The 12840-nt window shown below is 36.5% G+C and carries 12 protein-coding genes and 1 pseudogene; all 13 read left to right on the plus strand.

The features are described from left to right. The first annotated feature begins 18 nt into the window (after positions 1-18). On the plus strand, positions 19-1155 hold the full coding sequence (dnaN, locus tag HMPREF2853_RS02235; RefSeq protein ID WP_000581145.1) for a DNA polymerase III subunit beta: 1137 nt from the start codon (positions 19-21) through the stop codon (positions 1153-1155). A gap of 64 nt (positions 1156-1219) precedes the next feature. Continuing rightward, the gene (locus HMPREF2853_RS02240; RefSeq protein WP_000285184.1) at positions 1220-1414 is read left to right on the plus strand and encodes a DUF951 domain-containing protein; all 195 of its coding nucleotides are present in this window, start codon (positions 1220-1222) and stop codon (positions 1412-1414) included. A gap of 84 nt (positions 1415-1498) precedes the next feature. After that, a complete protein-coding gene (gene ychF, locus HMPREF2853_RS02245; protein WP_001218693.1) occupies positions 1499-2614 on the plus strand; it encodes a redox-regulated ATPase YchF in 1116 nt (371 codons plus the stop codon). A gap of 73 nt (positions 2615-2687) precedes the next feature. Then, entirely contained in the window at positions 2688-3257 is a 570-nt protein-coding gene (gene pth / locus HMPREF2853_RS02250) for an aminoacyl-tRNA hydrolase (RefSeq protein WP_000163919.1), read from the plus strand. Continuing rightward, on the plus strand, positions 3258-6761 hold the full coding sequence (gene mfd, locus HMPREF2853_RS02255; RefSeq protein ID WP_070534693.1) for a transcription-repair coupling factor: 3504 nt from the start codon (positions 3258-3260) through the stop codon (positions 6759-6761). It abuts the gene before it with no gap. Positions 6762-6818: 57 nt separating this feature from the next. Then, the gene (locus tag HMPREF2853_RS02260; protein ID WP_001234976.1) at positions 6819-7085 is read left to right on the plus strand and encodes an RNA-binding S4 domain-containing protein; all 267 of its coding nucleotides are present in this window, start codon (positions 6819-6821) and stop codon (positions 7083-7085) included. Then, entirely contained in the window at positions 7078-7446 is a 369-nt protein-coding gene (locus tag HMPREF2853_RS02265; RefSeq protein ID WP_000041922.1) for a septum formation initiator family protein, read from the plus strand. The genes HMPREF2853_RS02260 and HMPREF2853_RS02265 overlap by 8 nt, the downstream gene beginning before the upstream one ends. Positions 7447-7450: 4 nt before the next feature. Continuing rightward, positions 7451-7573: an SP_0009 family protein gene (locus tag HMPREF2853_RS10030; RefSeq protein ID WP_000429344.1), complete on the plus strand. Its 123-nt coding sequence runs from the start codon at positions 7451-7453 to the stop codon at positions 7571-7573. Beyond that, a complete protein-coding gene (locus HMPREF2853_RS02275) occupies positions 7566-8834 on the plus strand; it encodes a serine hydrolase (protein WP_001224807.1) in 1269 nt (422 codons plus the stop codon). Before HMPREF2853_RS10030 ends, HMPREF2853_RS02275 begins: the two co-directional genes overlap by 8 nt. Beyond that, positions 8831-10108: a tRNA lysidine(34) synthetase TilS gene (gene tilS / locus HMPREF2853_RS02280; RefSeq protein ID WP_070534695.1), complete on the plus strand. Its 1278-nt coding sequence runs from the start codon at positions 8831-8833 to the stop codon at positions 10106-10108. The genes HMPREF2853_RS02275 and tilS overlap by 4 nt, the downstream gene beginning before the upstream one ends. Positions 10109-10112: 4 nt before the next feature. Next, complete coding sequence (hpt, locus tag HMPREF2853_RS02285; RefSeq protein ID WP_070534697.1) at positions 10113-10655, plus strand: hypoxanthine phosphoribosyltransferase; 543 nt, start codon at positions 10113-10115, stop codon at positions 10653-10655. Positions 10656-10670: 15 nt separating this feature from the next. Further along, complete coding sequence (gene ftsH / locus HMPREF2853_RS02290) at positions 10671-12629, plus strand: ATP-dependent zinc metalloprotease FtsH (RefSeq protein ID WP_007520986.1); 1959 nt, start codon at positions 10671-10673, stop codon at positions 12627-12629. Positions 12630-12667: 38 nt separating this feature from the next. Continuing rightward, a pseudogene (locus HMPREF2853_RS09630) lies at positions 12668-12840 on the plus strand (23S rRNA (uracil-5-)-methyltransferase RumA); the annotation flags it as partial.

Consider the following 12840-nt stretch of genomic DNA (forward strand, 5'->3'; position numbering starts at 1 on the left):
ATAAATAAAGGAGAATCCATGATTCATTTTTCAATTAATAAAAATTTATTTCTACAAGCTTTAAATACTACAAAACGAGCAATAAGCTCTAAAAATGCTATTCCAATTTTATCAACAATCAAAATTGACGTTACAAATGAAGGAATTACTTTAATTGGATCAAACGGTCAAATTTCTATTGAGAATTTCATTTCTCAAAAGAATGAAGATGCTGGTCTCTTGATTACTTCTTTGGGTTCGATTCTTCTTGAAGCTTCTTTCTTTATCAATGTGGTATCTAGTCTTCCAGATGTAACGCTAGATTTTAAAGAGATTGAACAAAAACAAATTGTCTTAACAAGTGGCAAATCAGAAATTACTCTAAAAGGAAAAGATAGCGAACAGTACCCACGAATTCAAGAAATTTCAGCAAGCACACCTTTGGTTCTTGAAACCAAACTACTCAAGAAAATTATCAATGAAACAGCATTTGCTGCAAGTACGCAAGAAAGTCGTCCAATTTTGACTGGTGTCCATTTTGTTTTGAGCCAACACAAGGAACTAAAAACAGTTGCGACAGACTCTCATCGCCTTAGCCAGAAGAAATTGACTCTTGAAAAAAATGGTGATGATTTCGATGTGGTAATTCCTAGTCGTTCTCTACGCGAATTTTCAGCTGTATTTACAGATGATATTGAAACTGTAGAGATTTTCTTTGCAAATAATCAAATCCTCTTTAGAAGCGAAAATATTAGCTTCTACACTCGTCTACTAGAAGGTAATTATCCTGATACAGATCGCTTGATTCCAACAGACTTTAACACTACAATTACTTTTGATGTTGTTAATTTACGTCAATCTATGGAACGTGCACGTCTCTTATCAAGTGCGACTCAAAATGGTACTGTGAAGCTTGAAATTAAAGGTGGGGTTGTTAGCGCCCATGTTCACTCTCCAGAAGTTGGTAAAGTAAACGAAGAAATCGATACGGAGCATGTGACTGGTGATGATTTGACTATTAGTTTTAACCCAACTTACTTGATTGATTCCCTCAAGGCTTTAAATAGCGAGAAGGTGACCATTAGCTTTATCTCATCAGTTCGTCCATTTACTCTTGTGCCAGCAGATACTGACGAAGATTTCATGCAGCTTATCACACCAGTTCGAACAAATTAAGTGAAAGAGGTTGAGCCTGGCTCGCCTCTTTTATGATATAATCAAAAAAGAAAAGGAGAGTAGTATGTATCAAGTTGGAAATTTTGTTGAGATGAAAAAACCACACGCTTGTACCATCAAGTCAACAGGCAAAAAGGCTAATCGTTGGGAAATTACACGTGTAGGGGCAGATATCAAAATAAAGTGTAGCAATTGTGACCACCTTGTCATGATGAGTCGCTATGATTTTGAACGAAAAATGAATAAGATTATTGACTAAGAACCCTTAGTTAGAGGGTTAGCAAGTTTTCCCTTTTTGTGTTATAATGTTAGGGATTGAAATGAGAACGGAGAATGAGAAACTATGGCTTTAACAGCAGGCATCGTTGGTTTGCCAAACGTTGGTAAATCAACCCTTTTTAATGCAATTACAAAAGCAGGAGCAGAGGCGGCAAACTACCCATTTGCGACTATTGATCCAAACGTTGGGATGGTGGAAGTTCCAGATGAACGCCTACAAAAACTAACAGAAATGATTACACCTAAAAAGACAGTCCCAACAACCTTTGAATTTACAGATATTGCAGGGATTGTAAAAGGAGCATCAAAAGGAGAAGGTCTAGGTAATAAATTCTTGGCCAATATTCGTGAAGTAGACGCGATTGTTCATGTAGTTCGTGCTTTTGATGATGAAAATGTTATGCGTGAGCAAGGACGTGAAGACGCCTTTGTGGATCCACTTGCAGATATTGATACCATTAACCTGGAGTTGATTCTTGCTGATTTAGAATCAGTCAATAAGCGCTATGCGCGTGTAGAAAAGATGGCACGTACGCAAAAAGATAAAGAATCAGTAGCAGAGTTTAACATTCTTCAAAAAATTAAACCAGTTCTTGAAGATGGAAAATCAGCTCGTACCATTGAATTCACAGATGAGGAACAAAAAGTTGTTAAGGGTCTTTTCCTTTTGACTACTAAACCAGTTCTTTATGTTGCTAATGTGGATGAAGATGTAGTTTCAGATCCAGATTCTATCGACTATGTGAAGCAAATTCGAGAATTTGCAGCGACAGAAAATGCTGAGGTGGTAGTTATTTCTGCGCGTGCTGAGGAAGAAATTTCTGAGTTAGACGATGAGGATAAGCAAGAGTTTCTTGAAGCACTTGGTTTGACTGAATCAGGCGTTGACAAGTTGACTCGTGCAGCTTATCACTTGCTTGGGCTTGGAACTTACTTCACAGCTGGTGAAAAAGAAGTCCGTGCTTGGACCTTTAAGCGAGGGATGAAAGCTCCTCAAGCAGCTGGTATTATCCACTCAGACTTTGAAAAAGGGTTTATTCGTGCAGTAACAATGTCATATGAGGATCTAGTGAAATATGGATCTGAAAAGGCTGTAAAAGAAGCTGGGCGTTTGCGTGAAGAAGGAAAAGAATATATCGTTCAAGATGGCGATATCATGGAATTCCGCTTTAATGTTTAATAACATTTAATAAATAGTGTCAATTAGGTTGGAAAAAAAATTCCAACCCTTTTGGCTTTTGAAAGGAAAATAAATGACTAAATTACTTGTTGGATTAGGAAATCCAGGGGATAAATATTTTGAAACCAAGCACAACGTTGGATTTATGTTGATTGACCAACTAGCTAAAAAACAAAATGTCACCTTTACACATGACAAGATATTTCAAGCTGATCTAGCATCTTTTTTCTTCAATGGAGAAAAAATTTATCTGGTCAAACCAACAACATTTATGAATGAAAGTGGAAAAGCGGTTCATGCTTTATTGACTTACTATGGTTTGGATATTGAAGATTTACTCGTTATTTACGACGACCTTGACATGGAAGTCGGGAAAATTCGTTTAAGAGCAAAGGGCTCAGCAGGTGGGCATAATGGTATCAAGTCTATTATTCAACATATAGGGACTCAGGTATTTAACCGTATTAAAATAGGTATTGGAAGACCTAAAAAAGGCATGTCGGTTGTTCATCATGTTTTAAGTAAGTTTGAACAGGATGACTATGTGGGTATTTTACAGTCTATTGACAAGGTTGACGATGCTGTAAACTACTATTTACAAGAGAAAAACTTTGAGAAAACAATGCAGAGGTATAATGGATAAATGGTGACTTTATTAGATTTATTCTCAGAAAATAATCAGATAGAAAAATGGCATCAAAATCTGATAGATAAGAAAAGACAACTAATACTTGGTTTATCAACGTCTACTAAGGCTCTTGCAATTGCAAGCAGCCTAGAAAAAGAAAATAAGGTTGTGTTACTGACCTCGACTTATGGAGAAGCAGAACGAATTATCAGTGATCTTCTTTCTCTCTTAGGAGAGGAATTTGTCTATCCATTTTTAGTAGATGACTCTCCTATGGTAGAGTTTTTGATGTCTTCGCAAGAAAAAATCATTTCGCGGGTTGAAGCCTTGCGTTTTTTGAGTGATCCGTCTAAGAAAGGGATTTTAGTTTGTAATATCGCAGCGAGTAGGTTAATTTTACCCTCTCCGACTAGATTTAAAGAAAGTACTATAAAAATTGCAGTTGGCGAAGAATATGACCAACACGAGCTACTTCACCGGTTAAAGGAAATTGGATATCGAAAAGTTACTCAAGTACAGACACAAGGTGAGTTTAGTATTCGAGGAGATATTTTAGATATTTTTGAGATGTCTCAGTTAGAACCTTTCCGAATCGAGTTTTTTGGCGATGAAGTAGATGGTATTCGTACTTTTGAAGTCGAAACACAATTATCGAAAGAAAATCAGACAAACCTCACTATCTTTCCAGCTAGCGACATACTTTTGAGAGAAAAAGATTATCAACGAGGACAGTCAGCTTTAGAAAAGCAAATTTCAAAGACTCTATCACCAATTTTAAAATCATATTTGGAAGAGATTTTGTCAAGTTTTCATCAAAAACAAGTACATTCAGATAGTCGAAAGTTTTTGTCCTTATGTTACGATAAAACATGGACTGTATTTGATTATATTGAAAAAGATACACCAGTATTCTTTGATGACTATCAAAAATTGATGAATCAGTATGAATCCTTTGAAAGAGAATTAGCACAATACTTTACAGAAGATTTACAGAATGGTAAATCATTTTCTGGGATGCAGTATTTTGCAGATACAGAGCAAACCTATAAAAAACAAAGTCCAGTTACCTTTTTCTCCAATCTGCAAAAGGGCTTAGGAAATCTTAAGTTTGATCACATTTATCAATTTAATCAATACCCCATGCAAGAGTTTTTCAATCAATTTTCATTTTTAAAAGGAGAAATTGAGCGATACAAAAAAATGGACTACACTATTATTTTGCAGTCTAGCAATTCAATGGGAAGTAAGACGTTGGAGGATGTTTTAGAGGAATATCAGATCAAATTGGATTCCAGAGATAAGTCAAGTATCTGTAAAGAATCTGTAAACTTGATTGAGGGTAATCTAAGACATGGTTTTCATTTTGTAGATGAAAAAATTCTCTTGATTACTGAACATGAGATTTTTCAAAAGAAATTAAAACGTCGGTTTAGAAGACAACATGCTTCAAATGCAGAGCGATTAAAAGATTATAATGAACTTGAAAAAGGGGACTACGTTGTTCACCATATCCATGGAATTGGTCAATATTTAGGAATCGAAACAATTGAAATCCAAGGTATTCACCGTGATTATGTCAGTGTACAGTATCAAAATGGTGACCAAATCTCCATCCCAGTAGAGCAGATTCAGTTACTGTCTAAATATGTTTCAAGTGATGGGAAAGCGCCAAAACTTAATAAATTAAATGATGGTCATTTCAAAAAGGCCAAGCAAAAAGTTAAGAACCAAGTAGAGGATATAGCTGACGATTTAATCAAGCTTTATTCTGTGCGTAGTCAGTTGAAGGGGTTTGCTTTCTCAGCTGATGATGATGAGCAACATGATTTTGATGATGCTTTCCCTTACGTTGAAACGGATGATCAACTTCGTAGTATTGAGGAAATCAAGAGAGATATGCAGGATTCTCACCCCATGGATCGACTTTTGGTTGGAGATGTTGGTTTTGGGAAGACTGAAGTAGCAATGCGTGCTGCTTTTAAGGCAGTCAATGATCACAAACAGGTGGTCGTTCTAGTTCCAACGACGGTTTTAGCGCAACAGCACTATACGAATTTTAAGGAACGATTCCAAAATTTTGCTGTTAATATTGATGTGTTGAGTCGCTTTAGAAGTAAAAAAGAGCAGGCAGAAACACTTGAAAAACTAAAGAATGGTCAAGTCGATATTTTGATTGGAACGCATCGTGTTTTGTCAAAAGATGTTGTGTTTTCAGATTTGGGATTGATGATTATTGATGAGGAACAACGATTCGGTGTTAAGCATAAGGAAACTTTGAAAGAACTGAAAAAACAAGTAGATGTTCTAACCTTGACAGCAACGCCAATCCCTCGTACTCTCCACATGTCTATGCTGGGAATCCGAGATTTGTCTGTTATTGAAACTCCTCCAACCAATCGCTATCCTGTTCAAACCTATGTATTAGAGAAGAATGATAGTGTCATTCGTGATGCTGTCTTGCGTGAAATGGAGCGTGGAGGTCAAATTTACTATCTTTACAATAAGGTTGACACGATTGACCAGAAGGTTTCAGAATTACAGGAGTTGATTCCAGAGGCTTCGATTGGGTATGTTCATGGACAAATGAGTGAAATTCAGTTGGAAAATACTTTATTGGACTTTATTGAAGGTCAGTATGATATTTTGGTGACAACTACTATTATTGAGACAGGGGTTGATATTCCAAATGCCAATACCTTATTTATTGAAAATGCAGACCATATGGGTTTGTCAACTTTGTATCAATTAAGAGGAAGAGTCGGTCGTAGTAATCGTATTGCTTATGCTTATCTCATGTATCGTCCAGAAAAATCAATTAGTGAAGTTTCTGAGAAGAGATTAGAAGCGATTAAGGGATTTACAGAATTGGGCTCTGGATTTAAGATTGCGATGCGAGATCTTTCGATTCGTGGAGCAGGAAATCTCCTAGGAAAATCGCAGTCTGGTTTCATTGATTCTGTTGGTTTTGAATTGTATTCACAGTTATTAGAGGAAGCTATTGCTAAACGGAACGGTAATGGGAATAAAAGAATCAAAGGAAATGCTGAGTTGATTTTACAAATTGATGCTTATCTTCCTGATACTTATATTTCTGACCAACGACATAAGATTGAAATTTACAAGAAAATTCGTCAAATTGACAATCGTGTCAACTATGAAGAACTACAAGAAGAGTTGATGGATCGCTTTGGAGAATACCCAGACGTAGTAGCATACCTTTTAGAGATTGGTTTGGTTAAGTCATATTTTGACAAGGTATTTGTAGAACGTGTGGAAAGAAAAGAAAATAAGATTACAGTTCAATTTGAAAAAGTCACTCAACGACTATTCTTGGCTCAAGATTATTTTAAAGCCTTATCCGCAACGAACTTAAAAGCAGCTATAGCTGAGAATAAGGGAGTAATGGAAGTTGTATTCGATGTCCGAAACAAGAAGGATTATGAAATTTTAGAAGGTTTGCTGATTTTTGGAGAAAGTTTATTTGAGATAAAAGAATCAAAGGAAGCAAATCCCATTTAACATTTTTCTTCTATAAAAAGGATAAAAATGGTACAATAATAATTTGAGGTAATAAAAATGAGATTAGACAAGTATTTAAAAGTATCACGAATTATTAAGCGCCGCACAGTCGCAAAAGAAGTAGCAGATAAAGGTAGAATCAAGGTGAACGGAATCTTGGCCAAAAGTTCAACGGATTTGAAAGTTGATGACCAAGTTGAAATTCGCTTTGGAAATAAGTTGTTGCTTGTTAAAGTACTAGAAATGAAAGATAGTACAAAAAAAGAAGATGCAGTAGGTATGTATGAAATTCTCAGTGAAACACGGGTAGAAGAAAATGTCTAAAAATATTGTACAGATGAATAATTCTTTTATTCAAAATGAACATCAACGTCGTCGTTACCTGATGAAGGAGAGACAAAAGAGGAATCGTTTTATGGGTTGGGTCCTTATTTTGATGATCTTGTTGTTTATTTTACCAACTTATAACTTGGCCCAAAGCTATGATCAGTTACTGCAACGCCGTCAGCAATTGACAGAGTTGAAAGAGCAGTACCAAACTCTTAGTGATGAAAAGGATAAGGAATCCGCCTTTGCTGCAAAGTTGAAAGATGAAGACTATGTAGCAAAATATGCGCGCGCCAAGTACTATTACTCAAAGAAACGAGAAGCAATTTACACAATTCCTGATTTGCTTCCGAGGTAATGTCATGGAAAATTTATTGGAAGTTGTTGAGCAATTTCTAAGTTTATCAGATGAAAAATTAGAGGAATTGGCAACTAAAAACCATTTATTACGATTACAAGAAGAAAGGGAAGAGAAGAATGCGTAAGTTCTTAGTAGTTTTATTGCTACCTGCTTTTATCATAACCTCAAGAGTAGTTAGCACAGAAAAACAGCTTCCTTACTCTTCAAAAGAAATTTATTATCTAACTGAGTCTGATTATGGATTCTACTATAAAGAAACTCTGGAATCCCCAATGGTATATGGAGAGACAGCTGTCTATGCTAATGAGGATCTTGTCAAGGAGTCTGGTAAATTGACTCCTGGAACCACCTTTAAAATAGTAGAATGGCGTTTGAATAGACAAGGTGTTCCTGTTTTTAAATTAGATAATCATCAGTTTATCCTTGCAGATAAGCGGTTGGTCTATGATCAAAGTCAAGTTCAAACTCAAAATAGACAAGTATGGTTGGAGCAGGGGTTTGTTATCTATAACAGCCCTTATGACACTAAAGAAATTTCTTCATTCCTCTCTCCCTATCAACGCGTAACAGTGGATAGAACCCTCTTTGCTGAGGGACAAGAATTTCTTCATATTGATCAAATTGGGTGGGTATCAAAAGAGTTCGTCTCGGAAGAAGACAATCGCATCCAGAAGGTTCAAGAAGTTTTATCAAACAACTATCAGAACGAAAATTATTCTATTTATGTTAAACAACTGAGTACAGGTAAAGAGGCTGGGGTGAATGAAGACAGCAAACTTTATGCAGCTAGCATCTTGAAACTAGCCTATCTTTATTATGCTCAAGATAAGATAAATCAAGGAGAGTATACGCTAGACAGTAGCTTCAAGTATGTCCCGGAAGTAAATAGTTTCCCTGGGTCCTATAAACCAGAAGGTAGTGGTAGCTTACCTAAAAAAGAAGATAACAAAGAATACAGTCTTCAACAGTTAATTACCAAGGTAACAAAAGAGTCTGATAATGTTGCTCATAATATTTTAGGTTATTACGTGACCAATCAATCTGACGGGGCTTTTAAAGAAAAAATGTCCACTATTATGGGTGAAGATTGGGATGTGAATGATAAACTGACTTCTTCAAAAATGGCTGGAAAGGTCATGGAAGCTATCTATAATCAGAATGGTTTTGTCTTAGAGTCTCTAGGTAAGACTGATTTTGACAACCAAAGAATTGCTAAAGGTGTTTCGGTTAAGCTAGCTCATAAAATTGGAGATGCCGACGAGTTTAAACATGACACTGCGATTGTTTATACGGATTCTCCTTTCGTTCTTTCCATTTTCACCAAAAATTCTGATTATGATACTATTGCTAAGATAGCTAAGGATGTCTATGAGGTTCTAAAATGAGGGAACAGGATTTTTTAAATCATTTTCTCCGAAAAGAGTATTTCAAAAAACATTCGAAAGTCGTGTTAGCTTTGTCTGGCGGACTGGATTCAATGTTTTTATTCCAGCTATTGTCTACTTATCAAAATGAGTTGGGAATTGAGTTGATTTTAGCACATGTCAATCACAAGCAGAGAAGGGAATCTGATTGGGAGGAAAATGAACTAAGGAAGTTAGCTGATGCAGCTGAATTTCCTATTTATATCACAAGCTTTTCAGGAGACTTTTCAGAAGCGCGTGCTCGAGAGTTTCGTTATGATTTTTTTAGGAAAATCATGAAAGAGGTTGGAGCAACTGCCTTGGTCACTGCCCACCATGCAGATGATCAAGTTGAAACGATTTTGATGCGCTTGATTCGAGGAAGTCGGTTACGCCATTTAACAGGGATAAAAGAAAGTCAAGTAGTTGATGATATTGAAATCATCCGTCCCTTGTTGCATTTTCATAAAACAGACTTCCCACCAATTTTTCATTTCGAAGATCAAACAAATCGTGAGAACAGCTATTTTCGCAATCGTATTCGGAATAGGTATTTACCAGAACTTGAAAAAGAAAATCCTCGTCTTAAATCCGCCCTTTTAGATTTTGGAATGGAAGTTTCAGATTACCAAGCAACCATAACGGAGCTTTCTGAACAGATTGATGTAGAAGATTTGAATGAGCTCTTTTCATACTCAGAACAAACTCAAGGGGTCTTGCTCCAGAACTATCTCAATCAATTCCCAGACTTAAATCTTACGAAGTCTCAGTTTGATGAAGTTCGACAGATTTTAGCAAGGAAAAGCCAGTATCGTCATCCATTGAAAAATGGTTATGAATTGATAAAAGAGTATCAAAAGTTTAGAGTTTGCAAAATCAGTCCTCAGGCTGATGAAAAGGAAGATGAACTTGTGTTACACTATCAAAATCAAGTTCGATATATGGGGTATCTATTTTCTTTTGGTATTCCTATTGAAGGGAAGTCTGTTCAAAGAGTAACGGTTTCACGAGAAACATCTGTACACATTAGATATCGAAAACCTGGTGATGTTATTAGGCTGAATGGTCATCGAAAGAAACTGAGGCGTTTGTATATAGATTTGAAAATCCCTATTGAAAAACGAAAAACAACTCCTATTATTGAGCAATTTGGAGAAATTGTCTCAATTTTGGGAATTGCGACCAGTGATTTGAGTAAAAACACGAAAAATGATATAATGAACACTGTACTTTATATAGAAAAAATAGATAGGTAAAAAGATGTTAGAACACGATATTAAAAAAATCCTCATTTCACATGATGAAATTATAGAAGCAGCTAAAAAGCTAGGTAAACAATTAACCAAAGACTATGATGGAAAAAATCCAATTCTTGTTGGAATTTTGAAAGGATCGATTCCTTTTATGGCTGAGTTGGTCAAACATATTGATACACATATTGAGATGGACTTTATGATGGTATCTAGCTACCATGGTGGAACTGCAAGTAGTGGTGTCATCAATATCAAGCAAGACGTAACTCAAGATATCAAAGGAAGACATATTCTATTTGTAGAAGATATCATCGATACAGGTCAAACTTTGAAAAATCTGCGAGATATGTTTATTGCAAGAGAAGCAGCTTCTGTTAAAATCGCGACTTTGTTGGACAAACCAGAGGGACGTGTTGTTGAAATTGAAGCGGATTATACTTGCTTTACTATTCCAAATGAGTTTGTGGTAGGTTATGGTCTAGATTATAAAGAAAATTATCGTAACCTTCCTTATGTTGGAGTATTGAAAGAAGAAGTTTATTCAAATTAGAAAGATTTATCTTTAATGAAAAAACAAAATAATGGTTTAGTTAGAAACCCATTTCTCTACTTGTTAATTATCTTCTTCCTAGTGACAGGATTCCAGTATTTTTACTCTGGAAATACTGCTGGGCGAAGCGAAAAAATTAACTATACAGAACTGGTAAAAGAAATTACTGCAGACAATGTAAAAGAATTAACCTATCAGCCAAATGGTAGCATCATTGAAGTGTCTGGTGTTTATAAAAATCCTAAGACTAGTAAGGAAGAAACAGGAATTCAATTTTTCACTCCTACTGCTACAACAGTAGAAAGATTCTCAAGTACTATTCTTCCGTCTGATTCAACAGTTTCAGAATTGCAAAAACTTGCTTCTGAACATCAGGCAGAAGTAACAGTCAAACATGAGAGTTCAAGCGGTATGTGGATCAATATCCTTGTCTCTGTTGTGCCGTTTGCTATTCTCTTATTCTTCCTATTCTCTATGATGGGAAATATGGGAGGAAATAGTGGCCGAAATCCAATGAGTTTTGGACGTAGCAAGGCCAAGGCTGCTAACAAAGAAGATATCAAGGTACGATTCTCAGATGTTGCAGGTGCTGAGGAAGAAAAACAAGAATTAGTAGAAGTTGTTGAATTCCTAAAAGATCCAAAAAGATTTACCAAACTTGGTGCGCGTATTCCTGCGGGTGTTCTTTTAGAGGGACCTCCGGGAACAGGTAAGACTTTGCTTGCTAAGGCGGTTGCCGGAGAAGCAGGCGTTCCATTCTTTAGCATTTCAGGATCTGACTTTGTAGAAATGTTTGTCGGAGTTGGCGCAAGTCGTGTTCGTTCTCTTTTTGAGGATGCTAAAAAAGCAGCACCAGCCATTATCTTTATCGATGAAATTGATGCTGTTGGTCGCCAACGTGGAGTTGGTCTCGGTGGAGGAAATGATGAACGTGAGCAAACCTTGAACCAGCTCTTAATTGAAATGGATGGTTTTGAGGGTAATGAAGGAATTATCGTTATCGCTGCGACAAACCGTTCAGATGTTCTTGATCCAGCTCTTCTCCGCCCAGGACGTTTTGATAGAAAAGTCTTGGTTGGTCGCCCTGATGTTAAAGGTCGTGAAGCAATCTTGAAAGTTCACGCTAAAAACAAACCTCTAGCAGAAGATGTTGATTTGAAATTAGTTGCCCAACAAACTCCAGGTTTTGTTGGTGCTGACTTGGAAAATGTTCTAAACGAGGCAGCCTTGGTTGCAGCCCGTCGCAACAAGTCAGTTATTGATGCTTCAGATATTGATGAAGCAGAAGATAGGGTTATTGCTGGACCTTCTAAGAAAGATAAGACAGTTTCACAAAAAGAACGTGAATTGGTTGCCTACCATGAGGCTGGACATACCATTGTTGGTCTAGTTTTATCGAATGCCCGTGTTGTTCATAAAGTGACTATCGTACCACGTGGCCGTGCAGGTGGTTACATGATTGCACTTCCTAAGGAAGATCAAATGCTTCTATCTAAAGAAGATATGAAAGAGCAATTAGCAGGATTGATGGGTGGTCGTGTTGCTGAGGAAATTATCTTTAATGTCCAAACGACAGGAGCTTCAAATGACTTTGAACAGGCTACTCAGATGGCGCGTGCAATGGTCACTGAATACGGTATGAGTGAAAAACTAGGCCCAGTTCAGTATGAGGGTAATCATGCTATGTTTGGTGCACAAAGTCCTCAAAAATCAATTTCAGAACAAACAGCTTATGAGATTGATGAGGAAGTTCGTTCATTATTAAATGAGGCACGAAACAAAGCAGCTGAAATCATCCAATCAAATCGTGAAACTCATAAGTTGATTGCAGAAGCATTGTTGAAATACGAAACATTAGATAGTACACAGATTAAATCTCTTTACGAAACAGGAAAAATGCCTGAGACAGTAGAAGAGGAATCCCATGCACTATCTTATGATGAAGTAAAATCAAAAATGAGTGAAGAAAAATAAATTTAGAGAGGTTCAACCTCTCTTTTATGTTCTAATGTGATGGCTACCGAGCGGATGCCTTGATAGTCGATCCTCCTCGTACAGGCTTAGATGATAAGCTACTGGATATCATTCTGACCTATGTTCCAGAAAAAATGGTTTATGTATCCTGCAATGTTTCGACCTTGGCACGAGATTTGGTTAAACTAGTAAAAGTCTATGACCTCCAGTA

This window comes from Streptococcus sp. HMSC077F03 (genome assembly GCF_001812375.1).
In the GTDB taxonomy this organism is placed as follows: Bacteria; Bacillota; Bacilli; order Lactobacillales; family Streptococcaceae; genus Streptococcus; species Streptococcus oralis_S.